This is a genomic window from Desulfovibrio sp. DV (genome assembly GCF_001936595.1).
Taxonomy (GTDB): domain Bacteria; phylum Desulfobacterota; class Desulfovibrionia; order Desulfovibrionales; family Desulfovibrionaceae; genus Solidesulfovibrio.
In genome coordinates, this window is the sequence record NZ_MLBG01000064.1 from 1 (window position 1) to 26332 (window position 26332).

Here is a 26332-nt window from a genome sequence, read left to right on the forward strand (position 1 = left end):
GCAACAAAGGGCCCCAGGGGATAGGTCGCAAACATGATGCACAGGCCGGCCACGGCCGAACCAAGCCCCCAAAGCAGCCCACCCGGCCCCCGGCCGGCACAGTCCCTTGGAAAAAGTGTATTCTCCCCCGCCCCCAACGCCTGCCAGAAAAAGGCGTAGCTCAGGCCGGCCACGACAATGGCTGTCAGGGCCGGGAGCAGGAGCAGCAGGCACAGGGCATCGAGGGCTGTCATAGGGGTGGACCTTCCTTGGGACCGGATCGCTCCGTCCCGGTATATCCTGCCGGAATCGCGGCTCGAAGTGAACCGTTCCCGGGATTTTACAAAAAACTGTTGACGAGCCGGGGCGACTTGCGTAGATACCGTTTCTCGCCGGGCGGGCGGGTAGCTCAGATGGGAGAGCATCGGCCTTACAAGCCGAGGGTCACAGGTTCGAGCCCTGTTCCGCCTACCACGAGTTGTTGAGGGATCTGGGGTCGTAGTTAAGTTGGTTATAACGCCGGCCTGTCACGTCGGAGGGCGAGGGTTCGAGTCCCTTCGGCCCCGCCAGATCAAAACAAGCGCCCGCGCTTGTTGGAGCCTTGAAGCCCAATCCCCTTCGAGGTTTCCTGATTTCTAGCTACCGGATTGTCGATCTGGGGTCGTAGTTAAGTTGGTTATAACGCCGGCCTGTCACGTCGGAGGGCGAGGGTTCGAGTCCCTTCGGCCCCGCCAGATCAGAACAAGCGCCTGCGCTTGTCGAGGCCTCGAAGGAAACCCCTTCGAGGCCTCTTGCTTTTTGGGACCGGGAGTCCGGCCGGCCCGGGGCTGACGGCCCGTTGTCCCTTACCCGGCACACTCCCACCGCCATTCCCACCACCAGCCCGCTGTGGCCGCAGCCTGCCGACAGTCGGGAAATTGCCCTCGACGCCCCAGGGGCCATGCCGTAGTATCCAAATACCCCTGAAACGCCACACGGATGCACGGCACAACCGGTCGGGACGCCCTGGCGGCAGCATAGCCGCCCGGGCGTCCCGGCCCGACGCCCGGAACTATGTTCGAACCCGCCCCTGACCTGCCGCGCCCCCATGCCCTGGCCCCGGCCATGGTTGCTGCGGTGTGGCGCAACCGCACCCTGCTTGGCCGGCTGATCGGCCGCGATGTCCGCAGCCGCTATCGCGGCTCCGTCCTCGGTCTGGCCTGGACCCTGGCCGTGCCCCTGGCCACCCTTGGCGTCTACCTCTTCGTCTTTTTAAACGTCTTCTCCGCCCGCTGGGATGGCGGCGACGGCAGCAGCGCCCAGTATGCCCTGATCATTTTTTCCGGGCTCATTACCTTCAACTGCTTTGCCGAATGTGCAGGCCGCGCTCCGGGCCTGCTCCTGGAATATGCCGGCTACGTCAAACGGGTGGTCTTCCCCCTGGAAATCCTGCCCCTGGTCTGCCTCGGGGCCGGTTTCACCCACGCCGCCCTGGCCTCGGTCGTCTTTGCCCTCTGCTACCTCGTCCTGCTCGGACCGCCGCCGGCCACCGCCCTGGCCGTGCCGCTCCTGGTGCTGCCCTTTGTCTTCGCCCTGGCCGGACTGGTCTGGGGGCTGGCCGCCCTGGGTGTCTATCTGCGCGACCTGCGCCATGCCGTCGGCGTGGTCACCACCCTGCTGCTCTTTGTCAGCCCGGTATTCTACCCGGTCTCGGCAGTCTCGGGCTGGGGCCGGACCCTCATTTCCTTAAATCCCCTGACGCCGCTTTTGGAAGCCGTGCGCCAGGCGCTTTTTTTCGGACATCTGCCGTCCCTGGCCGGCTATCTCCTGGCCCTGGCCCTGTCGGCTGTTGCCGCCTGCCTGGGGTTTGCCCTGTTTCAAAAGGCCAGACAAGGCTTTGCCGATGTCGTCTGAACCGGCCATCCGGGTTCAGGGACTGGTCAAGGACTACCGGCTCTATGCCCGTCCGGCCGACCGCCTGTGGCAACTTTTCCGGGGTGAGACCCGGCGCTATTACACCGAGGTGCGCGCCCTTGACGACGTGAGCTTCCAGGTGGCCCCCGGGGAATCGGTCGGGGTGCTTGGCGTCAACGGTTCGGGGAAATCGACGCTGCTGCAGATCGTGTGCGGCTCCCTGGCCCCGAGCCGGGGCACGGTGGCGGTTCGGGGGCGGCTGTGCGCCCTTCTTGAACTCGGCTCCGGCTTCAACCCGGAATTCACCGGCCGGGAAAACGTCTTTTTGTGCGCCCGGCTGCTCGGCATGACCGAGGCGGAGATTGCCGCCCGCTATCCCGACATCGTGGCCTTTGCCGACATCGGGGAATTCATTGACCGCCCGGTGCGGTCCTATTCCAGCGGCATGTACGTGCGTCTGGCCTTTGCCGTGGCCGCACATACCGACCCCGACATTTTGCTCGTGGATGAGGTGCTGGCTGTGGGCGACGTCTTTTTCCAGCAAAAATGCAACCTGCACATGCAGCGTGCGCTGCACCGCGCCGCCAAGATCATCGTCACCCACAGTCTGGACACCGTGGCCAACATGACCAGCCGCACCCTGGTCCTCGACCGGGGCCGGCTGGTCTTTGACGGTCCGCCCCTTGAGGCCATCGAGGCCTATATCCGTCTGTGCCGCCCGGCCACCGGCACCGTGGCCGCTGCCCCCGAAACAGCGAACCATCCCGAGGCCGACCTCACCCCCATTGCCCCGGAGAAGCTCAGCGGCGAGCGTGGTGCGTCCATCGCCGCCTTTGCCATACGCCTCGACGATGCCCCGTACCCCGGCTGCGTCCGGGCCGGCCAGACCGTCGGGCTGATCCTGCGCCTGGCCGTTGCCCGGCCAATCGAGCAGCCCATTGTCGGCTACCTGTTGGCCGACCGCTTCGGCAATTACCTCTTCGGCCAAAATACCGTCACCGCCGGACTGCCGCTCCCCGGCCTCAGTCCGGGCGAGTACCGGCTGCGCCTTTGTTTCACCTGGCCAGACATCGCGCCCGGGGACTATTTCCTCACCCCGGGCCTGGGCAACGGCCAGGCGGCCATGGCCCACGCCATCGAATGCTGGGCGCACAACATCTTTCACTTTCACTGCGTGGCTCCGGGCAAGGATATCCACGGCCTTTTTAACGGCAACCTCCACTGTATCGACTGTCGGCCGCTGCCGGCCGCTCCTGGCGGCGACGCGGCAAATTGACGCATCCCGACCGCTTCGGTAACAGGCACAACCATGCCCACCCTCCAAGCCTCCCCCCTGGCTTTTCGTCCGGCCAAACCCGACTGGCCCCGGCCCGCCCCCGAGGCGGCCGGCCGGGTGGTCGTCGTCACCCGCACCGCCAACCGGTCCTCGCTCCTGGCCCGGGCCTGCCAGAGCGTCCTGGCCCAGAGCTACCGGCACTGGCAGCTTGTGGTGGTCAACGACGGCGGCAACGCCCGGGAGGTGGAAGAGGTGCTTGGCCGCTACCGGCCGGTTTTCGGCCAGCGCCTGCGCATCCTGCACCAGCCCGTGTCCCAGGGCCGGGCCGCGGCGGCCAACCTGGGGCTGGCTGCGGCAGACGGCGAATTTGTGGCCCTCCTTGACGATGACGACACCTGGCATCCGCAGTTTTTGGCCCATCTGGTCGGTTTCTTAAATGACGCCGCCTCGGCCGATCTGGCCGGCGCAGCCTGCCACGCCCGGATCGTCAGCGAGCGCATGGAAGACGGACGGGCCGTATTTGAAACCGAATGCGACGCCTATCCGGCCATGCAGGCCGTGCGCCTGGACCGGATCATGGCCGAAAACCCCATCCCGTCGTGCGCCCTGCTCTTTCGCAAGGCGGCCCTGGAGGTTGTCGGCCCCTTCAACGAAGCCCTCACGCTCCTTGAAGACTGGGAACTGTTGCTGCGCCTGCTGGCCGTGGCCGATATCGGGGTTGTGCCCGCGCCCCTGGCCTTTTCCCACCGCCGCACCAATCTGGCCGGCACGCCCTATGCCAATGCCCGGGGCGACTGGCGCGGCCAGCGCGAAGACGCCCGGCTGCGAAACGCCCTGCTGCGCCGCATGATCGCCGACCCGGCCGCTGCCGCAACCGTGGGCCTCGGCCTTGGCCTGGGCCAGAGTCTGGCCGAAATGGCCCAGGCCATGGACAGGCTGGGGTACGACAAAGGTGCCGGGCTTGGCCGGGCAGGCGACGCCGTTACCCGGGTCGAGGCCCATCTGTTCAATCTGGCCGAGCGCTACCACGTGCATGCCGGGGACTGCGAGGCCAGACTGGCCGCCCTGGAGGCCCATCTGTTCAATCTGGCCGAACGATTTCATAGCCACGCCGGGGCAACCGAAACCCGGCTGGCGGCTTTGGAGACCCACCTGCTCGCTTTGGCCGAACACAGCCATGCCGGGGAAAGCGCCCCCCTGGAAATGCGGCTGACGCAGTTGGAGGCTTCTGTCCGGACCATGGCCGCCCAGACCGGCGAGATCCACCTGTGGCTGTCGGTGCTGACCGCCCCGCTGCGTTTCATCTGGCGGCCGCTTCGCCGGGCGGCTGTGACCCTTTTTCAGCGGGGTGGCTCCCATGCTGCCTAAATGGCGGTTTCGGCCCGCCGTCTTTGCGGCCGACGCCGCCAATCCCGAGCTTGCCCTGGCTCCCTGGGCCGGCCATCGGCAGTTTCTCTACGACTACGTGCGAAACATCCGTCCGGGCTCCTTTCTGGAACTGGGCGTCTACCACGGCTGCGCCTTTTTCGCCTGCTGCCAGGCGGCCAGGGACGAGGGCCTGGACTGGATGCGCCTTACGGCCGTTGACAACTGGCTTGGCAACGACAACGACGGCTATTACGGCGAGGACGTCTATGAGACCTTCCTGGCCGTGGCCCGGACCTGCTACAGCGGCCTGGCCATCCATCCGGTGCGCAAGCCGTTTGCCGAAGCCGTGTCAGAGGTTGCCCCCGCCTCCATCGAACTGCTCCATATCGACGGCTGCCACACCTACGACGCCGTGGCTGCAGACTATGCGGCCTATCTGCCCAAGCTCGCCGAGGAAGGCGTGGTGCTGCTTCATGACGTCTTTACCGAGCGCCACGGCTCCACCCGCTTCTGGCGGGAACTGAGCGCCGGGCACCCCACGCTCCTTTTCGAGCACTGCTTCGGCCTGGGGCTGGTCTTTCCCAAAGGCGACCGGCTCTATCACCATCTTTTGCAACTGGGCCTCCCGCAACTGGCCCCCTGGTATGCCCGCATCGGCCATCTGGAGATGGCCCTGGCCGCCGCCAGACGCGACGCCATTCCAAGCCCGCAGCCCATCGAAACCCCAGCCGCGCCCCAGGATGAAACCCGGGTTGCAAAGGCCACGGAACAGGCCGCCCGGTCCAGGGAACAGGCCGCCAACTGGTGGCAGACGGCCATGGAGTGCCAGTGGCGCCTCGACTGCCTGGATAGCCCGCCATGCTCGAAAGCCTAGGCCGCCCGCCCCGACTGCCCCGGGACATCCGGCTGCTGTCCCTGGATGTCTTTGACACGGCCTTGCGTCGCGACTGCGCCCAGCCCGAGCATATCTTCCGGCGCGTCGAGGAGCGGCTGGCCGCCCAGGGCACGGCCGTGGCCGGCTTTGCCGATCTGCGCCGTCGGGCCGAGGCCCTGGCCCGGGAAACGGCCTTTGCGGCCCATGGCTGCCCGGAAGTGACCCTGGAGGCCATCTACGCCCACCTCGCCAGCCTGTCCGGCCTGCCCGCCGCCCTGGCCGAGACAGCCAAGGCCCTGGAAATCACGGTCGAGCAGCAGGCGGTTTCGGCCGAACGCCCCATTCTCGATCTCTACGACCAGGCCGGCCGGGCCGGCATTCCTGTGGTCTTCGTCTCGGACATGTATCTGCCGCGTCCGGTCATCGCCGCCATGCTGGCGGCCTGCGGCTACCAGGGGGAACCGACCCTTTTTGTCTCGGCCGAACGGATGCGCACCAAGGGCGACGGCGGGCTTTTTGCCGATGTGCTGGCCACCTTCGAACTGGCCGGCAACCGGGTGCTCCATATCGGCGACCACCCCCATGCCGACGGGACCGCTCCGGCCGCCCTGGGCATCCGCCACCTGCCTTACAACCATACGCGCCGGGCCATGGCCAAGGACCGCCCCCTGGCCGTCCCCGGTCTGGCCTTAAGCGCCCGCAAAGCCGCCCACTGGCCAACGCAGCCGGGCCTGCCGGCCGGCCCGGCCCTGCTTGACTTTCTCGGGCGCACCTACGGCCCGGCCATTCACGGCGGCTATGTCCGCTGGATCACCGAACAGGTGCGGGAGACACGACCCGATGCCGTGCTCTTTTTCTCCCGCGACGGCTATTTCCCAAAGCGCCTGTATGATGCAGCCAGGCAGCGCCAGCCCTACCTGCCGCCGGCCGCCTACTGCTGCGTCTCCCGCTATGTCCTCAACATGGCCCGCATCGCCGATTGTGACGAAGAGGCCGTAGCCTTCCTGCTCTCCGGCACCATGCCGAGAAGCGCCGGCCAGATCCTTGCCCGCTGCGGCCTTCCCCTGGCCGGCGACCGGGTGTCGTCCCTGTTGGCCGGGCACGGCCTCACCCCGCACACGGTGGTCACCAACAACGCCGGCAACCGTGAAGCCATGGCCGACCTGCTTGCCGGCCTGGCCGTTCCCCTGCGGGAGCGGGCGGCAGCCATGCGGGCGGCCCTTACCAGCTATCTGGCCCGCTTCGGCTGCGAGGCCATGGACCGCCTGGCGGTTGTGGACCTCGGCTGGTCCGGCAACTCGTTTCGGGCCTTTGCCGCCACCCTGGCCGATATGGGCTTTGGCGGCGAACTGACCGGGCTCTTTCTCGGCCTGCTCGCACCGGCCCCGGGAGTCCGGGACGGCGGTCCCTGGCCGGTCCCGTTTCTCACCAACATCCTGACCGACCTTGGCGAAGTGGTTGGCGACGGCCCGGACGCGCCCAGCCCCCTTGGCCCGGTGGCGCTTTTGGAAGTGCTCCACGGCGCGCCCCATGGCGGCGTGTGCGGCTACGAGTACCGCCACGGTGCCTTTCGGCCGGTTTTTGCCGACAATCCGCCCGGACGCGCCCAGTACGAACGCTCGGTGTCCGTCTATCAGGCGGCCTGTCTGGATGTGCTTTCGGCCATGGACCCGGACGATGCGGCCCTGTCCCGTGAGGCCTGCCGCGAGGCGCTCATTGACCTGTGCCTGCACCCCACCAAGGAGGAAGCCTCGGTCCTTGGCGAGCTTGAGCACTACGACGGCATCGAACACATCGGCGACGGCGCGGCCCTGGCCCCGGGCCTGCCCCCGGACGCCGATGCCGGGGACATCCGGCAGGCACTGGCCCGGGCGTATTGGAAATCGGGATTTCTGGCCCGAAACAGCGCGGCCTGCCGCCGGGCCGGACTGCTCCCCGGAGGCGTCCCGGACGCCGGACGCCACGCCCCGGCCCCCCGCCCCGGCCGCAAAAGACCATTCTTGTCCTGACCCACGAGCTCAGCCGCACCGGCGCGCCCATTGTCCTGCTCAACTGGCTGGTCTGGCTGCGCCGGCACACGGATTTTGCCCTGCGCATCATCCGCCTGTGGAACCACGACGACCTGCTCCCGGAATTTGCCGCCCTGGGGCCGGTGTGCTCGTATTACGACGACATCGCCGCGCCGGGCCTCAGCCGCAGCCAGCACGAGGCCGCCCTGGCCGATTTCTGCGGCGGTCCGGTCAGCTTCGTGTTCGGCAATACCGCCTTTTGCGCCGAGATGTACGATCTGGCCGCCAGCCTGGGCGCGCCCATCGTCACCAATATCCACGAACTGCAAAGCGTCCTTTGCCAGGGCGTCGGAGCCGAGCGCCTGGGGGCCATGTACCGGCACACCGACCACTACGTTGCCGGCTCGCCCGCGGTGGCCCAAAACCTCATCGCCAACCACCCCATCCCGGCCGCACGCGTCGACATGGTCCACGAATCCATCATCCCCACGGTGCGCGAGGCCGAACTCGCCGCCAAAGACGCCCTGCGCCGCCGGCTCGACATCCCCGAAGAAGCCGTTGTGGTCCTTGGCTGCGGCACGATCGAGGCGCGAAAGGGGGCGGACATCTTTATCGAGGTGGCCGCACGGGTGCGCCGCCGCCTGGGCCGGCAGGTGCTTTTTTATTGGGTCGGCGCACCGTCAGCCGGCCATCCCATGGACACGGACGCCCTGGTTGCAGCCCACGGCGTGGCCGGCGGGGTGGTCTTTACCGGCCAGACGCCAACACCCAGGGACTATTTCCTGGCCGGGGACCTGTTTCTCCTGCCTTCGCGTGAGGACTGCGTGTCGCTGGTCGGCCTGGAGGCCTGCGAATGCGGCCTGCCGGTGGTCTGTTTCGAGGGGGCCGGCGACCTGCCCGCCTTTGTCCGGCCCGAGGCCGGAGAAGCGGTGGCGTATGGCGACGTCGCGGCCATGGTCGACAGCGTAGCCGGTCTTGCGGCCGACGCGCCACGGCGCAAGGCCCTTGGCCGGGCGGCCAGGAAAAAGCTCCTGGCCAGCCATGTGACGGACCGGGCCGCGCCGTTTCTCCTGGAATCCTGCCTGTCTGCCCTCCGGCGCTGGCCGGGGCGGGCGGGTTGATCCTTTGCCCTTCAAGCAAAATGATTCGTGGTAGCAGCTCTTTTCCTATGGTAGGAAGGCATGACCATGAGAAACGTTCTGCTGGTCAACCCACCCCTGCCCTTGTCCTTTTGGAGCTTCAGCCAGACCCTGGCCATGACCGGAAAAAAGGCCCTGCTGCCGCCGCTGGGGCTGCTCACCGTGGCCGCCCTGCTGCCGCCGGACTGGAACCTGAAGCTCGTTGACCTCAATGTGCGCCCTCTTGCCGCAGACGACTGGCACGGCATCGACCTGGTCATGGTCACCGGGATGCTGGTGCAGCGCGAAAGCCTGCTCGACCTCATTGCCCAGGCCAAGGCCCGGGGCGTCCCCATCGCCGCCGGCGGAGCCTATCCCACCACTGCGTCACAGGAGGTCCTGGACGCCGGCTGCGACTTCCTGATCAAGGGCGAGGGCGAGACCACCATTCCCCTGCTGCTTGAGGCCCTCGAAGCCGGCCAGACCCACGGCGTCTTCGAATGCCTGGAAAAACCCGCCCTGGCCGATTCGCCCCTGCCGCGCTTTGATCTGGCCCCGCTGGCCGATTACGAATCCATGTCCCTGCAGACCTCCCGGGGCTGCCCGTTTGCCTGCGAATTCTGCGACATCGTGAGCCTTTTCGGCCGGGCCCAACGCCACAAGACCCCGGATCAGGTCATTGCCGAACTGGAGGCCATCCGCCGCCTGGGATTTCGCGGCACGGTGTTTGTGGCCGACGACAACTTCATCGGCAACCGCCCCCGGGCCGTGGCCCTGCTCACCCGGATCATCGAATGGCAGGCCCGGTATGGCGAGCCCTTTAATTTCATCACCCAGGCCTCGGTGAACCTCGGCCAGGACGTGCCCCTGATCGACCTGCTGACGGCGGCCAATTTTTCCTACGTCTTTGTCGGCATCGAATCCCCGGATGAAAACGTGCTGACCTCGGCCCGCAAACACCAAAACGTGCGCAATCCGCTGCTCGAATCCCTGCGCGCCATCAATGCCAACGGCTTAAGCGTCATCGGCAGCTTCATTCTCGGCATGGACGGCGAAACCCCGGGGGCCGGGGTGCGGATGCAGGCCTTTGCCGAAGCGGCCGACATTCCCTGGGTCATGATCAATGTCCTTCGCGCCCTGCCCCAGACCGTGTTGTGGGACCGGCTCAAACAGGAGGGCCGGCTGCACGAGTCCATCGAGGAAAGCGGCTGGGACGCCCTGACCAATTTTACGCCGCTTCGACCCATTGAAACGATTTTTGCCGAACAACTCGCCGCCCTGGACGGCCTCTACGATCCCGGTGCCTATCTCGGCCGCGTGCTCAGGGCCACCCTGGCCATGCGCCCCACCCGCAGCGCCAAGAACCCGGCGGCAACCGCGCCCAAAGCCGATCCGGCCCTGGCCGTGGCCCAACAGCATCCCGGTTCGGAAATAGCGCCGCTGCTCGCCCTCCTCTGGCGCCAGGGCATTGTGCGCCGGACGCGCTGGCAGTTCTGGCGGCAGCTCGTCACGGTGGTGCGCGAGAACCCGAGCCGCCTTCGCCGCTACCTGGTCCTTTGCGGCCTGGGGGAAAATCTCTTTTCCTTTGTGGGGCACATCCGCAACCAGGGCAATGCCGCGCATCTGGCCCAGGCCGCAGCCCTCTCCGCCCGGACCAAACTTGACGCCGCGCCCTGCGTTCCGTAACTGCGCCCGGGAAAATCCCCAGGAGCGCCTGCATGACGCCACGCCCGACCAGCCATTCGACTCCCGTGTATTCCACTGACCAGGGCCGGCTGTGCCCGGGCTGCGGCCAGGGCCGCGACCGATGCACCTGCCCGAAGACCGCCCAAACGCCGGCCGGCGACGGTGTCGTGCGCATCGCCCGCCAGACCAAGGGGCGCAAAGGCAAAGGCGTCTGTCTGATCACCGGCCTGCCCCTGCCCCCGGAGGCCCTTGAGGCCCTGGCCCGGGAACTCAAGCAGCGCTGCGGCTGCGGCGGCACGGTCAAGGATGGAGTCATCGAGATCCAGGGCGAGAACCGCGAACTGCTGGCCGAGGTTCTCAAAAAACGCGGCTATACCGTCAAGCTGGCCGGCGGTTGAGAAACGCCCGCCTGATTCCCGGCGGCGGTCTTATTTCCCGAAGGCAATCCAGTGCCCGGCGTCTTCCCGGGTGATCGTGAAGTGCTCGATGCCGGCGGCCCGAAGCTGCCGGGCATGGGTTTCCGGTTCCGTCCCCGGCCGGGGCGGCGGGACTCCCTGGGCCCAGCGGGGATCGCGGGAGGCCATCTGGCGGCAGATGGCTTCCCGGATGGCCAGCGGCCCAAGCCCGCCGCCGAGATAGGCCCGGCCGCCCGGCGACAGGACCCGGCGGATTTCCGCGAAAGCCCGGGGCAGATCCTTCCAGAACATGATCGACCCCCGGCTGACGGCCAGATCGACGCTGCCGCTTGGAAAGGGCAGGGCGTGGACATCGGCCGCAAGCGGCATGGCCCGCACAGCCAGCCCCTGTTCGGCCACGGCCTGGGCCGCAGCCTGCAACATGGCCGGCGACTGGTCGAGCAGGACGGCGAAACAGGCGCTTGCCGCGGCAACAGCCAGCCCGAGCTGGCCGCCGCCGCAGCCCAGATCAAGGCACAGGCCGTGCCTGATGCCGGATTGTCTGAGAAATGCGTCGGCGTAATACGGGTACAGCGGGGCAAAGACCTCCCGGCTGATGGCCAGAAACGCCGCAACATCCTCCCTGCCTCCCATCCCGCCTCCCGGCTGCGGCCCGTCGCCGGCCACCCGCCTGCCCGAATTGTCCCTGCCCTCGTGCGTCATGGCTTCAACACACCCCGGCCGCCTTGTCCTGGCGATGAATAACGGCCATGAGCCCCTGGTTGTAGAGGTTTCGGGCAAAGCACTCGCAGGCGATGTCGCAGCCCGTGGTCATGTGCATGAACATGCTGCGGTTGCCAACGGCAATGCTGCGGCCCGGATAGGCCTGGCCAATGGTCCCTGACGGCAGGCTCGTAAAATAGCCTGAGAACGGGAAGGGTTTGCGCTCGATGTCGTCGAGGTAGTAGCGGTAGCCGCCGTTGTGCTCAAAGACGCGGTGTTCGCCCGTGGTCAGGGCCAGGTACTGGCTGTCGCCCGGTTCGTAACAGTACCATTCCCGGCCGTTGCGGCAGGCCGTAAACGGCACGGTGAAATCGTTGCAGCCCAGGCCCTCCAGAAAGGCGATGGCCACCTTTTCCCGCCCAAGCCGGGCCAGAACCGCGCTTTTGACGTCCGTGACCGAGGCCACGCCGTCCAGATTGGCCGAAACCGGCACGAAGTAACTCGGGGCCGGCAGCATGACCAGCCGGCGAAGCGACGTAGTGTTGAAATAGTGCCCAAGCCGGGCCACGGCCATCTGCTCGGGCAGGCGGCTGCCGTCCTCGGGGCCGCCGCCGAACAGGTCCACGATCTCCTCCCGCGTGGCCACCCGCTCCAGACCGGGATGGCCGGTGAGCCGGTCCATGTCCCGGGCCGAGAGCCCGTAGAGGCCGGCATAACGGGCCGACCAGTTGCTGGCCACGGCCAGCCCGTCAAGGCCGGTCAGGTCGATGGGCGTCACAGCCTGGGTCATATCGCCCGTGCCGACGAGCACCGTGGTAAAGCCCGACTCCCGGGAAAACCGCTCCACCTCGGCAAAGGCCGCATCGCGCATCTCCGCCCGCTCGGCAGCCGTCAGCGGCGAATAGCGCGAGGAATAGTACTGCCGGGCGTAGGTCAGGAAGGCAAAGCCCGGATCATACCGGTCGATGAGATCCAGGGCCGTGTCGGTCACCCAGTTGTTGCCGCGCGGGTCCCGGTCGCCAGGGAAGGGATGGCGGGCCAGCACGCCCTTGACCATGCCGACGAGCGGCGAATCGGCCGCTTCGATTTTATACCCGGTGCCCAGATCCACCACCTGCTGCCACTGCCTTGCGTCCAAAATGGCCAGACTCATGCGCGTGCCTCCCCGGCGTTCCAGGCCACCCGCGTGCCAAGCAGGGCGATGCGGCCGCCGCACTCCGGGCACGCGTCGCCCCGGCAGCGAAAGGTGTCCAGTTTGTCTCCGCCGCAGCCCAGGCTGTGGCGCGTGATCACTTCCAGGCCGCAGCCGGGGCAGCGGGTGCCGACCCATTCGGACCCGATGAAATTGTGGAAATAAATGTAGGGCAGGCTCCCCCGCAGCCTTTCCAGGCGCTGGTTTATGTCTTCGATATTGGGATAGTCCCGCTGGCTCATCTTGTGGGTCGGCAGCAACCGGAAAACATGCCAGGGGATGTCCGGGTTGATGTCGGCCAGGAGGGCGGCCATGGCGTCCAGTTCGTGGTCGTTTTCCCCGTCGATGACCGGGGTGGTCACCTCGACATGGCAAATCCGGGACAACTCGCGGATGTTACGCACCACCGGGCTGCTGTCGGCAATGCCCAGACAGTCGCCGCAAAATTCCGGGTCAAGGCCCTTGAGGCTGACATTCACGAACGAGAAGATCTCAGACAAAAGCGCCGTGGCCAGGGGGGTGGCATAGCCGTTGGTCAGGCAGCCCATGGGCATCCCGGCGGCCTTGGCCGCCCTGGAGACCCGGAGCAGGGTCGGCAGCGACACGGTTGGCTCGTTGATAGAAAAGACAATGGAGTGGCAGCCCTGCTTGCGGGCCAGTTCCACCAGTTGCCCGGGGCCAATATCGAGCAGGATGTCGGTCAGGGACGCCGGGTCTTCCTTGGCCGCGTACGCATTGGCGCAGTAGCGGCAGTCCAGGTTGCAACCGGCCGTGCCCACCACCATGCACCGGCTGCCGGGGTAGGCATGATAAAAGGGAATCGTCTCCACCCGGGATACGGCATAGGCGCACCACTTGTCCGGGAAACGCTCGACCAGCCGGCCGCCGCTGTTGGCGTACATGCGGCAAAAGCCGTGCCGGCCCTCTTCGAGGCGGCAGTTCCGCTCACAATAGTTGCATTGCATGGCAAATCCCTTCCTGCCTTGCGTCGGCGGCCGGCTCGATCCGGCCACTTTCAGGCATTTCGTTGGAGTGCATGGCCAATCCCTCCCGCCGTGCCCGGCCGCCGGTTTGGCCCCCGGCCGCCGGGTCTGTCCGGCCCGTCGCAATCGGCGCGGGCCGCCGTCCCTCAGGCTCCCGGACGCAGCCACTGCCAGGCAAAACCCGACCAGGGCAGGACCGCGACGAGGTAAAAAAAGGCGTCCCCGAAGCACAGGGGCAGCCGGAGGGCCGCCTCGGGCCGGTCGCCGGCCAGGCCGCGCAGTTCCAGGGACAGGGCCAGTTCCGAGGCCCGACGCATCTGGGCCAGAAAGACCGGCACGAAAAGGGGCAGAAACTGCGACGGGCGCACCAGCCGTTTGGCCTCGAAACCGCGCGCCCGCTGCACCTCCACCACCCGAAGGCTCAGGGCGAACATGGCCGGCAAAAGGGTCGTCAAGGCCGACACGAAAAGGACGGCCTTGCCCGGCAGGCCAAGGCTTCGCAGCGACAGCAGCATGTCGGAAAAACTCGTCCACTTGACCACCAGCACGTCAACAAGCAGCACGATCATAAGGCGCAGGGAGAAGATCCCAAGCCAGGCCAGGCCAAGCAGCAGCCCCTCGCGCCAGTTGGCCGCTTTTTCGATGCCGCCCAGGAGAAAAAGGAGAAGCAGGGTCGGCAGCCCCAGCACCGAGACGCCGAAAATCAGGCTGACGCTGCGGTCCCAGACGCCGGACGCCAGCAGCAGGCCGGCCAGGGCGGCAACAATTCCCAAAAGGATGCGCCAGTCCTCACAGAGAAAGGCATAGGCGCACAGGGAGATGGCAAACAGGAATTTGCTGACCGCACTGGCCCGGCGCAGGCTAGACAACATGGCGTCCCTCCGGGTTTGGGGCATCGGCAACAATGCGGCCGTTTTTCAGCCGGACAATGCGGCTGGCGGCCATGGCCGCAAAAGCCTGTTCGTGGGTGGCCACGAGCACGGCCGCCCCCTGGCCGGCCCGGGCAAGCACCGTTTCGGCCATGGCGGCCATGGTGGCGTTATCCAGGCCCGTGGTCGGCTCATCCAGGCAAAGGACGGCCGGTTCGGCCACCAGGACCGAGGCCAGACACAGGCGGCGCTTTTCCCCGAAACTCAGGGAAAAGGGCGAGCGTTCCAGCATCCGGTCCAGCCCAAGCCCGGCCAGCTCCCGGACCACGCCGGCCGTGCGCGTGGACTCCGGCACATCCAGGTTGGACAGCCAGTAGCCGCACTCGGCCGCCACGGTATGGGCGAAAAGCTGTTCATCGGGATTCTGGAACATCAGTCCCACGTCGCGCCGGCAGGAGAGGCCGGCAGCCAGGGCGATCCGCCCGGTCCGGGGCCGGGCCAGCCCCTTGGCCAGACGCAGCAGGGTGGACTTGCCGGAACCGTTTGGCCCCATAAGGGCCACAACCTCGCCCGGACCCACGGCCAGATCGATGTCGGCCAACACGCGGTCGGTTTTGCCATAGCCAAACGACACACCTTCAAAGGCCAGCACCGGGGCAGCCGGGGCCTGGTCCGGAGCCGGGGCCGTAGGCCGGTCCGGCAGCCGTGGTTCCCGGAGCGCAAAGCCCGAGGCCGGCCCGTCGTAAGTCAGCCGCCCGTTTTCCAGGGCCAGATAGCGATCGGCAAAACCGGACAGCCGGGCCAGATCGTGCTCGATGACCATGACCACAAGCCCGGTCTCGCGGCTGAGCCTGTCAAGATGGGCAAAGAGCCTGTCGGCCGTGGCCGCGTCGAGATAGCTCGTGGGTTCGTCAAGGAGCAGCACCTTGGGCCGGATGGCCAGCATGGACAAAACCGCAGTCAACTGCTTCTGGCCAAGGGACAGCGTGCCCAGGGCCGCCTCGGCCCGGCCGGCCAGACCGTAGCGGGAAAGGAGTTCGCTTGCCGCCGTGCGGCACGCCGCCGCATCCATGCCCCTGGCCCGCAGTCCCAGGGCCACTTCCTCGCTGACCGTGGCGCAAAAAAGGCTGGGCTTCCGGGTTTTGCCCGACGATGCCGGCAAAGCCGGCCGGCCCGCCGGCCAGACCGTCGCAGCCGTCAAGGACCAACTCCCCTCCGGTGCGACCGGCCAGGGCCAGCCGATGCGCCCCGCACAAATGGTACCCCAGGGTGGACTTGCCGGCCCCGGACGGCCCGACGATGCCCACCCGCTCGCCCGGACGAATCGTCAGGGTCAGGCCAGCCAGGACCGGCTCGTCTGTGCCGACCGGGGTAAAGGACAGCTCCCGGCAGGCAATCATGGCAGGCGCAGCATGGCGACAATGTGCAGCCCGGAAATACGTTTCCAGACGACCAGGGCCAGATAGACGCCAAAGCCGTTGATGACCAGAGAGGTGACCAGCGAGATGCCGAAAAAGACCTGGGTGGCCGTGGCCCAGGGCATCCCCATGGCCACGCGCACGGCCATGGCGGCGCAGGGGCCAAGGACGCCGCCGACCAGGATGGCCACGTAGGCCCGGCCAACCGGCATCCTGGTTTGCAACAGGGAAAACAGGAGATCGAACACCAGCCCCTGGGTCAGGGCCGGCACCAGTTTCATGAAGCCGGGCTGGCCCCCGGCCGCCGGCATGAGCACGGCGGCCAGGAGTCCCCAGGCCAGTTCGAAACAGATCAGTGTGCCGAACCGGTCAAGCATCAGCCGGACCAGGACCATGAGCATGACCGAGACCACCATCTCCAGCCGGGCCACCTCGTGGATGGCCGTCACCTGGAGGGCGGTCTTGAAGACAAGGCCCCAGCCGAAGTCCAGGGCCACGACCGAGGCGAAAAACACCACCTGGGCCGTGGACAGTTCCTTGAGTCTTAGAACTTGCACGTCAGCTCCAGAAAGAGCATCCGGCCAGGGTTTTCGCCATTGGAATTGCGGTAATCGATATAGCGGTGGTCCAGGATGTTCTGGGCCGACAGGGACAACTCCATGTTCTCGCCGTATTTAATGAAGTCGAGATTTCTCCATATCTTTCCGTTGAGCAAGGCATGGGGCGCGATTGTGGTGTTGCTGGTGTTGATGTCGTCGCTGTACATCTCGCCGACATACTGCACGGCAAACTTGTTGTTGATGTATTTGTTAAGCCAGGTGAACCCGACGTTGGCCGAGTTCTGCGGCGTATAGGAGAGCAGTTTGCCGACCAGATCCGGCCGGCCGGGGAAATCGGTGATCCGGGAATCATTGAAGGTGTAGTTGGCAAAGAGCGAGAATTTCTTGAGCACGTCGATGTCCATGAACTTGAACGGATCGTACTCGGCATTGAGTTCCATGCCCCAGATCTGGACTTCGCCGACGTTTTGCTTCTGGCTTATACCCTTGGATACGTTGACGTAGTACTGGAAATCATGGCCCACGGAGAAGTAGCCTGAACCGGACAGCTTGAGATTGTCCAGGGGCTGGTAGTCGGAGCCGACTTCGAACGTATCGAGGTTTTCCGGTCCGAGGCTCGGGTTGGAAATCTTGTAGCCGCCCTTCATCTTGCCGGTGCGGTACATGTCGTCGAGCAACGGAGCCCGGAAGGCATGGGCATAGGACAGGTAGGCGCTTAGGTTGTCCATGAAGAAGTACTTGGCCGAGGCGCGCGGACTCCACTGGTCCCAGGTGTGGTCGGAATAATTGCTGGTATAGGAGCTCAGCGAACTGATGTTGGTGTCGTAGCGGCCGTCATAGGTGGTGGCGTTGTCGTAGCGAAGCCCGGCCAGGAAGATCAGCTTGTCGTCGAGAAAACGCATCTGGTCCTGAAGAAAGCCGCCCAGAGTACGGATTTTGCCGTAATCCGTGGCAAAGGTGATGGTGCCGGTGCGGGAGTAGTCCGTGCCGTCCATCAGACCGTCACGGTAGTCGAAGCCGGCGGTGAAGGTGTGCGGCCCCCAGACCCGGGAGACGTTAGTCATGACGCCGAGTTCCTGGCGATTGACCTTGGAGTCGGTGCGGCTGTAGGAATCGATGTACTTTTGTACGTCGCTGGAATCCGTGATGTTTTCCTGGGTCCGATCGTAATTGGTGTCGTTAAAGTAGACGTTTATGAGTCCGGTCCAGCCTTCGTAGCCGAGGTTCAGCCGTCCCTGCCAGGCCCCGGTGTCGTAGGCGCGATGCACGCCGTTGTAGGCAAATATTTCCTTGCCTTCACCAACGCTCTGATTGTCCCTGGTGTACTGCAACTCAAGGCTGTTGGACTCGTTGAAATCCCAGCCAACTTTGCCGTTTATGGTCTTTTCCGTGATATAGTTCTTCACGGTGTATCGGGTCTGTTCGTCGCTCGGGACGTTTTTGTAGCCCGGCGAATCGTGATAAAAGGCCGAGACCCGGCCCCACAGGCCTTTTTTCTCCTCTGCAGTCCGAAATCCGGCGATGCCACGCAACTGCCAGTCATCATAGGTGCCATATTGGGTGGAGATGCGGCCCTCGGCAATTTTGGTCGGCTTTTGGGTGATGATATTGATGACGCCGCCCATGGCGTTGTTGCCGTAGATGGACGCCGCCGGGCCTTTGAGGATCTCGATGCGCTGGACGTCTTCCATGTTGATCCGGTTCCAGTTGACGTCACCCATGTCCGAGGAGTTCATGGGCACACCGTCGAGCAAAACCAGCGTGCGTCCCTGTTCGTTGCCAAGTCCTCGCAAGGTCAGGGTGGACTTGAAGCTGTATGGGCCGCTGGCCCGTTCCAGGTGGGCACCGGAGATGTAGGAAAGCGCCTCGTCCACGGTCTGGACCGGCATTTCCTTGAGGTCTTCGCGGCTTATGACCTCGACCCGGCCGGGTATGCTTTTGAGCGGCTCTTCGGTGCGGGTGGCCGTGACGACCATTTCGTCCATCTCATGGCTGGCCGGTTCGGCCTTTTGCGCCGCTGCAGCCGAAAATGGCACGGTTGCAATCACCAACGCAGCCCAGACAACAATCCCTCTCATAGTCCCCCCTTGTGTTGCGACATCGCCTACTCCGGACACGCCGTCCGTCCTCTCCTTATGCCCACCCCTCGCCAGGACAGTCCTTGGACCGCTCCCGGCCTCGAAAACCGGATGCCGTCCGCAGAAACCCGGCCTCCCCCTGGGCCAACCGGTCCTGGCAACCGAAGCGCCCGGCCCCTGGCCAATGACGCTCCATACTCTCACGACAATTTCAAACAACAGGACACTGCTCTTCAAGCACTGGCAACAATGCAACGCTCGCAACCGAACAACAGAACGATTGACGCAGTCACAAACGAAGCCATCTGCTTGACACTGCGGGCTTAATAGACAAGAATTTTAATTACTGCAATAGATCACGTTTCATATCTTATCCGTGACTTGCGGTGTGACAAAAAGTACCATCCCTGTTTTTTAAACTTTCGTGACACTGGATACACGCCATGCAACTCAGCCCTCCTGCCAACGCGCCCGCCCCAGCTCCGGTCGGCCGTTGCGACGCCCAAAACATGCATCGACCCAGCCCGGTGGCTACAGCCCAGACGTCCGGCCTCCCCTCCCTCGAAATGGCCGCCCTCCGGGATTGGGCTCTGGCCCGGCCGACCGCCGGCACCCAGTGGTGGCCCTGGCTGTTGGCTTCGGTCGCCCTGCACGGGCTGGTGGCGGCGGCCCTTGTTGTCTGCGCCCTGGTTGCCGGTCCGGCGCCCGAACCGCCCTTGACAGTCATCGGCCACATGGACCTGGGAGGACTCGACGGCGGCGGTCCGGCCGGCGGCGACGGACAGGACAGCGGCCTGGACGGCGCGGCCCGGGAGCCGGCCGTTGCCGCACCCGCTGAGTCCCCGCCCGCCGCCCAGGGAACCGTCACTCGGACCGAAACCGGGCCGCCGGCCGAGCCAGCGGCCCAGCCGATCCCCGAGCCAACAGCCGCGCCAGCCCCCCCTCCCCTGACCCCGCCGGCCAAACAGCCAGCCACGCCCAAGGCGCGTCCCAAGACCCTGGCGGCCAAGGCGCAACCAGCCGGACCGCCGCCGATCCAGCCGGCCACGGCCGAAGCCGGACATGTCTCGGACACGGGTACCGGGTCCGGCGCGAACGCCGGGGAAGGCTCCGGGCAGGGGCTCTCGGGCGAAGGGCCGGGCAAGGGACTGACGCCGGGGGCCGGGCCTGGAGGCAACGGCGACGGCCGGGGAAACGGCGGCATGTATGTCGGCGAGTTCGGCCGGGGGGATGGGCCGAGGTTTCGGCACCGCTCTCCCCTGCGCTATCCCGACGCCGCCAAGCGGACCGGCCAGGAGGGCAAGGTGCGTCTGCGCCTTGAGATCGATGCCGAGGGGGTTTTGCGCAATGTTTCCGTGATGGAGCACACGGGACTCGAATTCGTGGAGGAAGCGCTGCGGGCGATTCGGTCCTCGACCTACTATCCGGCCATGCGCCAGGGACGGCCCGAGGCCTGCAACGCCCTGCTGACCATCCGGTTCGCCCTGGGTTAAGCAGCGCTTTTCCCGGCAAAGCCCGTGACGCGGCAGGCTCGGGGCGACCGAGGCCCAAACCGGTCGGCCTGCGGGCAAACAAAAAAAGGGCCAGGAATGCGCATTCCTAACCCCTGAATTTCCGTGTGGAGCCCGCATGGCGACGCAGGCTCCGGACCGGCTGGCTCCAAAGACGCAAAATCTGGCTTTTTAAACGAGGACGGGACTTGCCGTCCTACTGGAAACAGAAACCCCTGGCTGGCGCAACGGGTCGTTGCGCCAGCCAGGGACAGCTTAGGACGGGATTACTTCTGCAGTGCCTTCCATTCTTCAATAACCTGCTTGCACGCAGGAGTGGCTTTCTCAATATTCTCCGGCTTGGCTACGCATCCTCTTCTTCCGCCACCACCTGTCTTAACGTCAGCGCAAGGACCACCCGGAGCAATCATCACAGCACATTCTTTTTCAAATTTTGCCCTATTGGCTGCATCTGCAGCTTCATCCGCAGCGAATGCATTGCCACCAAACAGCAACAACGAGACAATCAACAACAAAACCTTCATTTTCCTGCCTCCTGATCTGTTTAAGGTTCACAGATGGTCAGACCTGGCTCGAGAAAATTACAGATTTGGCATCACACACTTCAGACAGATGGCTGGCTGTCCATAATTAAGTCTAATTAAACGCATTTTATCGATGCTGTCCAGATAAAAGCGTCATCCCGACCGACAAAGTGCGATTTGAAATTATGGTTCCGCCATGCCTGAAACATTTGAATTTGGGATAGGACTATATGGCAAAGCAAGACAATATATATCCTAGGCAAAATGCATGGTAACATCCCAGGACTGACGATTGATCTTTTTTGACGTATATAATATCCTGAATTCTTCCATTTTTTGCCATCTCTGTCTCTTTCCTGCATTTTACACCCTCCGTGGCACAGCGTCGTCCTCCTCAAAACAATAATTTAAAGAGGCCATTCCCGTTCTGCCCGGCCCAATTGTATTGTAGCATCCTTCATTTGGGAAAATGGAGACACCCGAGTCAAATTTGAAGATTGCCTCCTCGGCCGGCACGATTGCGGCCTGGACGGGAGGGGAAGAACAACATCCGATGGCGGGCCTATCTGCCTCGTTTCTCTTGGGAACGTGAATATGTCGGGCTTTGCGCCCTCTTTGTGGATTCCGGTTTTGGTCGGACACGTTCCAAGGCAAGGGAAAAGAGCGCAAGCGTACTTTTCCTGTTTTCCCGGTTTGGTCTTGTCGAGGCTGGGAATGGAGACGAAAAAACATGGCGATTTGGCGGACGTGATCCGGTGTCAGCTTCCGCGAAAACGGGCTGGGGACAAAATGACGCGGCGACAATCACCATGCGCACAAGAAAGAAGGGTTGGAGCAGTACCAGCCCTCCTTTTCTGTCTTCATCTGAAAATCACAAGATTGGCGATTGGTTATATGTTTTCGAGTGCGGTTCTTCCGCAGCCCTCTTGGCCATGACTTTCACCAGCACCTTGTCCAGCTCCTCCAGGTCGATCGGCTTGGCGATGTAGTCGTCCATACCCATGAGCTGCACGCGGTGCCGGTCGCCCTTGAGGGCGTGGGCGGTCAAGGCCACGATCGGCATGGCAGGGTCTCCTGCCTCGCCCGCTCGGATTCTCCTGGTTGCTTCCTCGCCACCCATTTCCGGCATACTCACATCCATGAGCACCAGATCGAACTTCTCCTGCCTGAGCTTCTCAAGGGCCTCACGCCCGTTTTCCACCGCTTCAACCTGATGCCCTCGCATCTGGAGGAGTTCGACGGCGAAGATGCGGTTGACGAGGTTGTCCTCGGCCAGGAGGATCCTGAAACCCCACGCCTGTTGCTCCCCTTCAGGCTGAACAACCTGGGGCGGCTCGGATTTCTCTTTGACCAGGCCGAATACGACGGTAAAATAGAAAGTGCTTCCCTGGCCCGGTTCGCTCTCAACCCAGATCTTGCCGCCCATCAACTCGACAAGCTCTTTTGAAATGGACAGTCCAAGCCCGGTGCCGCGATATTTGGCATGAACCGACCCGCCAACTTGAGCGAAAGGATTGAATATGGACAAGAGTTTGTCATGGGGGATGCCGATGCCGTCATCCTTGACCATGAAAAGGACGTGGACGCTTTCGGGAGACAGCGCCTCCGCCTGGCTCATTGATATCGCCACCCGGCCTTGCTCGGTGAACTTGACAGCATTGCCGACGATGTTGGTCAGTATTTGTCTGAATCGCCCACTGTCGCCTTCGACCCTGTCCGAGAGCTCAGGGTCGAAGGAATAGAGAAACTCAAGTCCCTTCTTCTCGGCGTTGACCCGCAGACATTTGATCGTGGATTCGACGGTCTCCCGCAGATACAACGGATGCTTCTCAAGTTCGGTCTTGCCGGCTTCAATCTTCGAAAGGTCGAGGATATCATTGATGATGCCGAGGAGATTCTGGCCAGACTGCTTGACCATGTGCAGGAATTGCCTGGCTCGCTCTGGAATGTCCTCCCGCAAGGCCAGGTCGGTCATGCCGATCACCCCGTTCATGGGGGTGCGGATCTCGTGGCTCATGTTCGCCAGAAACTCTCTCGTGACGTTGTTGGCCCGCTCCGCTTCCTCCAGGGCCTCCCGCCACTGTTCATCGAGTGTAATCAGGTCCGTGACGTCGTAGGAAGTCTGGAGGACGGACTTGATCAGGCTGTCCGCCTCATGCTCCAGGACCAGGGTGTAGGCGCGATGGACCTGCCCACTCTGGGTATTGAATGTGTACCGGAAGGACGCCTCCTGGCCGCTCTCAAAGACTTTTTTGACTGCATCCTCGAGGATGCGTGCGAATTTCCGGTCCAAGGCCGTTTCGGTCGGACGCCGGCCGACAAGTTCATCGGACGCTATTCCGTGCGCCTTTACGGCCCCCGGGCTCGCGTACTTGAATCTGCTGAGTGCATCAAAGCGGGCGGCATCGATCTTTGGCAGCCTTTCGACGAGGGTCCGGTACTCCCGCGCTTGTTCCTTGACCTGCTCTTCGAGTGCCTTGCGATGGCTGATGTCAATATTGATGCCGAACCAGGACTGGGGCTTGCCCTGCTTATCCACGACCGGCACCCCACGGCTGAGGAGGGTGTATTCCCTGCCGTCCGAGCCTGTGACCTTGTGCTCCCTTTCCCATATCTCCATGGTGTCGAGGGAGCTTTGCCAGTCGGAGACGGCGTTCTTCACTTCCTCGGGAGACAACCTGGCGACCCAGTTGAGGTTGCTGGGATCGTCAAGCGGGACGCCAGCCATTTCCATATAGGAATCGCTCAGGTAGGTAATATTGCCCTCGGTGTCGCTCGACCATACGCCGAAAGGAATGAGATCCCCGAGGATCTTGTTGCGCTTTTCGGACTCGGCCAGGTCCGACTTTCCTTGTCGGAGCTTTTCACTGGCGCTGCCGAGTTGTTCAAGCCCTGCGGCGGTTTCCTTGCGGGATTGGGCAAGATCCTCCTTCGATTCCTGGCGAGCGGCATACCTCTCGTCACGCCTTTTCGTCGCCTCACTCCGATTTGAAGCCTTCAGATCCTCCAACTCCTGCCTGAGACTCCGCAGCTCCGACAGGAGCTGGGCCTTTGTTTTCTCTTCGTCTCTCATTGTTCCTCTCTTGGCTATCTCCCTGCCAACTAGGATAGAATTCTCCCGGGCAGTTTGATCTCAACTGCGATCATACCACAACTTGGTCGAGCAATGCAATGAGGAGAGCAGGAAGACCAATGACTCGCGAAAAGAAACGTTGCCTGGATTTTTTTCAGGGGCCTTTTCCTTTGGATCGTGGATCAGAATTATATGCCCTGGCAATCTTTCCCTTTATAGGAGGTCTGAACAGTAGGACTATGCAGTCTTTCCCAGTTTCTGCATCGGCGTGATGCCGTCGACGCCCATGTTTTGCTGTTCATTGTTGTACGTTCAGAGCCATTTGCCAGTCTAGTCCATGATCTCTTCAATATTCTCTAACAGGTGTTTTCCAAGTCAGTCATTGTACACCGTGCGCGTGCAGCGTTCACCGTACGCGCTTTTCTGCGACTTGCCTGATTGAAGGGAATCGATACGGATCCCATTTTTCTTCGCCCAGGCCTGCAGGCGAGGACAGACAGACTCGGAGCCGTTGTCGCATCGTATGGGGGAGGCATCCATGGCCTACCTGGCGCGCCACCTGAAGGACGCAGCGCTGCTCATGCCGTGCTCGCGGCAAAGATCAGGCACGGAAATGCCGTCCGCGGCCGGCTTCAAGAGGCTCATGTTCTGGCTGTCGGTGTATCGGGACGTCTTCACACAAAATGACCGCCTCCGGGTTACGGAAAATTCTACTTTTCAGAACCAGCATCCTCGATGGATTACCTGAAATTTTCGACTTTGCCGACCAGCGAAGGCAATGCTTAGAAATACCAGAACCCTACCAAATTCTATCATTGCGCTTATTCAGACAGTAATAATTGAAATAATCAGCGTAGTATTGAACAAGTCATTGTTGCGTGCTAGAGTTAAATAAAGGCTTATCTTTTGTAATTGCTTAGAATCGAACCTGGGGTCCATCCTCGCCTACGCACTGCCCACCCAGGCGCAACTCCAGCAGGCCCAGACCGTCGGCCAGGACATCAATGCGGCCTGGCAGAATCTGAGCCCGCCTGCCTCCGCTTTTGCGGGCAAAGATGCATACGACAAAGCGGTCAGCAATGCCCAAGACTCGTTAGTCACCTACATCAACGGCAAGCAGAACGCCCTTTTCGCCACCAAGGGCAAAAACGGCGTGGTGTTCGCCTTCAACGACATCCCCTTCGTCATGACCCAGGAAACCATTCCCGACCTTTCCCTGTGGTCCTCTACTCTCGATGCCGGCGGACCAGACGCCGCCGCAGACCGCAATGCCGTCGCCTCTACCGCAATGTCCAGGGAACGGGTGCGGTTGGCCGAGGCGGACCAACCGGCAGCCGGCGCCCGCTATCCGGCCTTCGTCAAGAACGCCGGTCCCTTGACCAAAGGTGCCGGGGAGGATCCAGACATCGTGCGAAGCAAGCAGGCGCTCTTTCTTGATCCCTGGTACTGGCAACACGTGCATTCCTCGAAGATGAACGACGCCAATGGGCCGTGGACCAAGGTCACCGGATCAGAAAAGCCCAAGTTGCAGACCTCCGTCGCGGTCAATGGCTCGGACGCTTCGGCCAACGTCGATCCACATCTGACCACCACGGGAATGCTGGATGTCTTCAAGACATTGTCCCAATACGGCACGGTGGTGCTGCACACCCACGGAGCGTATTGGGAATTCAGTTCGCCCAATTGGCTGGCAGATCTGAAGGACAAAATCAAAGCCATAACCGATCCAACGGTCAAGGCCGCCATGCAAAATGTGCTCAAGAACATTGAAAATTCCATGATGCAGTGGAACGGAAAGATGGTGCTGTTGACCAGCGATTCCTATGTCGGCACCGATCTCACATCCGTGACCGCGCATCCCTATGCTTCAGACATTATTGCCGGCCGACTGGTCGTATCGACGAGTGGCCATTTGCTCGTCACGCCCTGGTTTCTTGACAAGTATAACGGAGCATTCCCCAATTCCCTTATCTGGCTCGGGGCTTGCCACAGCCTGCAAAACGACACCCTGGGTTCGGTCCTTCTCAAAAAGGGAGCCGGGGCCTTGTTCGGCTTCGATGAAAGCGTCTACCGTTCCTGGAACGTGTCCCAGGGCGGGGTGGTCTTCGGCACCATGCTTGTGGACAAAAAGACCGCCCAGAACGGGTTTGACGAAGCTACGAAAAACGGCAATGACGACGGGCATGGAACCAGTCTGGTTCTTTCCGGCAATGGGAAACTGCATTTCGACAACGGCTTGCAAAATCCCAGTTTCGAGGACCCCGACGGCGCGGGCAGTCTCCAATCCTGGACAGCCAGCGGCGATGCCAGAGCCATCAAGAGCATGCAGGAAGACAGCCCGACCAACGGCCACACCATGGCCATTGTTTCCTCTGGCCTGGGACACACAACCTCTTACGGCTCTTTTTCCCAGAATTTCACCGTGCCCAAGGGCGCGACGACCATGTCCTTCAGCTGGAATTTCTATTCTGCGGAATTCATGCAGTGGTGCAACAAGGGCTATGACGACACCTTCCGGGTGCTTATGAACGGGAACCAGGTATTCCGGACTTCGGTGGACTCGTTGTGCGGTTCAGGGCTCATTGCGACCGAACCTATCGACGACAAGGGCGATTGCTTCAAGACCGGCTGGCAGACGGCCTCCTTCGACGTGTCGGGGTATGCCGAACAGGATGTGACCCTGTTCTTTGAAGTTCAGGACAAGGGCGACACCATTTATGACACCGCTGTCCTGGTGGACAACATTGTCCTTAGCGTCGCGCCGTGACTTTTGCGGACGGTTGTGCCTTGCACTTGTCCTTAG

The 26332-nt window shown here is 63.3% G+C and carries 20 protein-coding genes, 3 tRNA genes and 2 pseudogenes; 13 read left to right on the plus strand and 12 right to left on the minus strand.

All coding sequences use genetic code 11. The features are described from left to right. Window positions 1-233: pseudogene (locus DVDV_RS13900) on the minus strand (hypothetical protein); the annotation flags it as partial. Window positions 234-377: 144 nt separating this feature from the next. On the opposite strand from DVDV_RS13900, the gene DVDV_RS13905 reads away from it, so the two are divergent. From DVDV_RS13905 to DVDV_RS13950, 11 genes are all read left to right on the plus strand, one after another. Beyond that, window positions 378-453: transfer RNA gene (locus DVDV_RS13905), tRNA-Val, on the plus strand. A gap of 18 nt (window positions 454-471) precedes the next feature. After that, window positions 472-548: transfer RNA gene (locus DVDV_RS13910), tRNA-Asp, on the plus strand. A gap of 88 nt (window positions 549-636) precedes the next feature. Then, window positions 637-713: transfer RNA gene (locus tag DVDV_RS13915), tRNA-Asp, on the plus strand. A 319-nt stretch (window positions 714-1032) separates the two neighbouring features. After that, the gene (locus DVDV_RS13920; RefSeq protein WP_217694136.1) at window positions 1033-1872 is read left to right on the plus strand and encodes an ABC transporter permease; all 840 of its coding nucleotides are present in this window, start codon (window positions 1033-1035) and stop codon (window positions 1870-1872) included. Next, window positions 1862-3148 carry an ABC transporter ATP-binding protein gene (locus tag DVDV_RS13925; protein WP_075355248.1) on the plus strand — a complete coding sequence of 429 codons (1287 nt, stop codon included), beginning with the start codon at window positions 1862-1864 and terminating at the stop codon, window positions 3146-3148. The genes DVDV_RS13920 and DVDV_RS13925 overlap by 11 nt, the downstream gene beginning before the upstream one ends. Before the next feature lie 33 nt (window positions 3149-3181). After that, window positions 3182-4516 (plus strand): glycosyltransferase, encoded by a 1335-nt coding sequence (locus tag DVDV_RS13930; RefSeq protein ID WP_075355249.1) that lies wholly within the window; start codon window positions 3182-3184, stop codon window positions 4514-4516. Next, window positions 4506-5390 carry a class I SAM-dependent methyltransferase gene (locus DVDV_RS13935; protein ID WP_075355250.1) on the plus strand — a complete coding sequence of 295 codons (885 nt, stop codon included), beginning with the start codon at window positions 4506-4508 and terminating at the stop codon, window positions 5388-5390. Before DVDV_RS13930 ends, DVDV_RS13935 begins: the two co-directional genes overlap by 11 nt. After that, on the plus strand, window positions 5375-7399 hold the full coding sequence (locus tag DVDV_RS23460; RefSeq protein ID WP_254845380.1) for a hypothetical protein: 2025 nt from the start codon (window positions 5375-5377) through the stop codon (window positions 7397-7399). Before DVDV_RS13935 ends, DVDV_RS23460 begins: the two co-directional genes overlap by 16 nt. Before the next feature lie 464 nt (window positions 7400-7863). Continuing rightward, window positions 7864-8520 (plus strand): glycosyltransferase family 4 protein, encoded by a 657-nt coding sequence (locus DVDV_RS23465; protein WP_254845383.1) that lies wholly within the window; start codon window positions 7864-7866, stop codon window positions 8518-8520. Window positions 8521-8586: 66 nt separating this feature from the next. Beyond that, window positions 8587-10203, plus strand: coding sequence for a B12-binding domain-containing radical SAM protein (locus DVDV_RS13945; RefSeq protein ID WP_075355264.1), 1617 nt, complete (start codon window positions 8587-8589; stop codon window positions 10201-10203). Between the two features lie 32 nt (window positions 10204-10235). After that, window positions 10236-10601, plus strand: coding sequence for a translation initiation factor Sui1 (locus tag DVDV_RS13950; RefSeq protein WP_075355252.1), 366 nt, complete (start codon window positions 10236-10238; stop codon window positions 10599-10601). A gap of 30 nt (window positions 10602-10631) precedes the next feature. Here the strand turns inward: DVDV_RS13950 and DVDV_RS13955 are convergent, their stop codons facing one another. The 8 genes and pseudogenes from DVDV_RS13955 to DVDV_RS13985 form a co-directional block, all read right to left on the minus strand. Beyond that, window positions 10632-11252, minus strand: a complete 621-nt coding sequence (locus tag DVDV_RS13955) for a class I SAM-dependent methyltransferase (RefSeq protein ID WP_075355253.1) — start codon at window positions 11250-11252, stop codon at window positions 10632-10634. 73 nt (window positions 11253-11325) lie between these two features. Next, window positions 11326-12474, minus strand: a complete 1149-nt coding sequence (locus tag DVDV_RS13960) for a hypothetical protein (protein ID WP_075355254.1) — start codon at window positions 12472-12474, stop codon at window positions 11326-11328. Then, on the minus strand, window positions 12471-13478 hold the full coding sequence (locus DVDV_RS13965; RefSeq protein WP_075355255.1) for a radical SAM protein: 1008 nt from the start codon (window positions 13476-13478) through the stop codon (window positions 12471-12473). Before DVDV_RS13965 ends, DVDV_RS13960 begins: the two co-directional genes overlap by 4 nt. 164 nt (window positions 13479-13642) lie before the next feature. Then, window positions 13643-14368, minus strand: coding sequence for an energy-coupling factor transporter transmembrane protein EcfT (locus tag DVDV_RS13970; protein WP_075355256.1), 726 nt, complete (start codon window positions 14366-14368; stop codon window positions 13643-13645). Next, a complete protein-coding gene (locus tag DVDV_RS13975) occupies window positions 14358-15566 on the minus strand; it encodes an ABC transporter ATP-binding protein (protein WP_254845381.1) in 1209 nt (402 codons plus the stop codon). The genes DVDV_RS13970 and DVDV_RS13975 overlap by 11 nt, the downstream gene beginning before the upstream one ends. A 67-nt stretch (window positions 15567-15633) precedes the next feature. Continuing rightward, window positions 15634-15765 (minus strand): annotated as a pseudogene (locus DVDV_RS23920) (ATP-binding cassette domain-containing protein); the annotation flags it as partial. Continuing rightward, on the minus strand, window positions 15762-16340 hold the full coding sequence (locus DVDV_RS13980; RefSeq protein WP_075355257.1) for a hypothetical protein: 579 nt from the start codon (window positions 16338-16340) through the stop codon (window positions 15762-15764). The gene DVDV_RS13980 and the pseudogene DVDV_RS23920, both read right to left, overlap by 4 nt. Next, the gene (locus DVDV_RS13985; protein ID WP_075355258.1) at window positions 16328-18421 is read right to left on the minus strand and encodes a TonB-dependent receptor; all 2094 of its coding nucleotides are present in this window, start codon (window positions 18419-18421) and stop codon (window positions 16328-16330) included. The genes DVDV_RS13980 and DVDV_RS13985 overlap by 13 nt, the downstream gene beginning before the upstream one ends. Window positions 18422-18930: 509 nt before the next feature. Here DVDV_RS13985 and DVDV_RS13990 point away from each other — a divergent pair. Beyond that, window positions 18931-19914 (plus strand): energy transducer TonB, encoded by a 984-nt coding sequence (locus DVDV_RS13990; protein WP_254845382.1) that lies wholly within the window; start codon window positions 18931-18933, stop codon window positions 19912-19914. Window positions 19915-20198: 284 nt separating this feature from the next. Here DVDV_RS13990 and DVDV_RS13995 read toward each other — a convergent pair whose 3' ends face one another. From DVDV_RS13995 to DVDV_RS23925, 3 genes are all read right to left on the minus strand, one after another. Beyond that, window positions 20199-20456, minus strand: a complete 258-nt coding sequence (locus tag DVDV_RS13995) for a hypothetical protein (RefSeq protein ID WP_075355260.1) — start codon at window positions 20454-20456, stop codon at window positions 20199-20201. Window positions 20457-21327: 871 nt separating this feature from the next. Next, window positions 21328-23529, minus strand: a complete 2202-nt coding sequence (locus DVDV_RS14000; RefSeq protein ID WP_075355261.1) for an ATP-binding protein — start codon at window positions 23527-23529, stop codon at window positions 21328-21330. 543 nt (window positions 23530-24072) lie between these two features. Then, entirely contained in the window at window positions 24073-24207 is a 135-nt protein-coding gene (locus tag DVDV_RS23925) for a transposase (RefSeq protein ID WP_139311628.1), read from the minus strand. Between the two features lie 475 nt (window positions 24208-24682). Between DVDV_RS23925 and DVDV_RS14010 the strand changes: the two genes are divergently transcribed. Next, window positions 24683-26296, plus strand: coding sequence for a hypothetical protein (locus tag DVDV_RS14010; protein WP_075355262.1), 1614 nt, complete (start codon window positions 24683-24685; stop codon window positions 26294-26296). Window positions 26297-26332: the final 36 nt, after the last annotated feature.

Excerpts from the sequence above, each read along its gene's own strand:
- DVDV_RS13920 (WP_217694136.1), top strand. The coding sequence starts at position 1,033 with ATGTTCGAACCCGCCCCTGACCTGCCGCGCCCCCATGCCCTGGCCCCG.
- DVDV_RS13925 (WP_075355248.1), top strand. The coding sequence starts at position 1,862 with ATGTCGTCTGAACCGGCCATCCGGGTTCAGGGACTGGTCAAGGACTAC.
- DVDV_RS13930 (WP_075355249.1), top strand. The coding sequence starts at position 3,182 with ATGCCCACCCTCCAAGCCTCCCCCCTGGCTTTTCGTCCGGCCAAACCC.
- DVDV_RS13935 (WP_075355250.1), top strand. The coding sequence starts at position 4,506 with ATGCTGCCTAAATGGCGGTTTCGGCCCGCCGTCTTTGCGGCCGACGCC.
- DVDV_RS23460 (WP_254845380.1), top strand. The coding sequence starts at position 5,375 with ATGCTCGAAAGCCTAGGCCGCCCGCCCCGACTGCCCCGGGACATCCGG.
- DVDV_RS23465 (WP_254845383.1), top strand. The coding sequence starts at position 7,864 with ATGGTCCACGAATCCATCATCCCCACGGTGCGCGAGGCCGAACTCGCC.
- DVDV_RS13945 (WP_075355264.1), top strand. The coding sequence starts at position 8,587 with ATGAGAAACGTTCTGCTGGTCAACCCACCCCTGCCCTTGTCCTTTTGG.
- DVDV_RS13950 (WP_075355252.1), top strand. The coding sequence starts at position 10,236 with ATGACGCCACGCCCGACCAGCCATTCGACTCCCGTGTATTCCACTGAC.
- DVDV_RS13955 (WP_075355253.1), bottom strand. The coding sequence starts at position 11,252 with ATGGGAGGCAGGGAGGATGTTGCGGCGTTTCTGGCCATCAGCCGGGAG.
- DVDV_RS13960 (WP_075355254.1), bottom strand. The coding sequence starts at position 12,474 with ATGAGTCTGGCCATTTTGGACGCAAGGCAGTGGCAGCAGGTGGTGGAT.
- DVDV_RS13965 (WP_075355255.1), bottom strand. The coding sequence starts at position 13,478 with ATGCAATGCAACTATTGTGAGCGGAACTGCCGCCTCGAAGAGGGCCGG.
- DVDV_RS13970 (WP_075355256.1), bottom strand. The coding sequence starts at position 14,368 with ATGTTGTCTAGCCTGCGCCGGGCCAGTGCGGTCAGCAAATTCCTGTTT.
- DVDV_RS13985 (WP_075355258.1), bottom strand. The coding sequence starts at position 18,421 with ATGAGAGGGATTGTTGTCTGGGCTGCGTTGGTGATTGCAACCGTGCCA.
- DVDV_RS13990 (WP_254845382.1), top strand. The coding sequence starts at position 18,931 with ATGCATCGACCCAGCCCGGTGGCTACAGCCCAGACGTCCGGCCTCCCC.
- DVDV_RS13995 (WP_075355260.1), bottom strand. The coding sequence starts at position 20,456 with ATGAAGGTTTTGTTGTTGATTGTCTCGTTGTTGCTGTTTGGTGGCAAT.
- DVDV_RS14000 (WP_075355261.1), bottom strand. The coding sequence starts at position 23,529 with ATGAGAGACGAAGAGAAAACAAAGGCCCAGCTCCTGTCGGAGCTGCGG.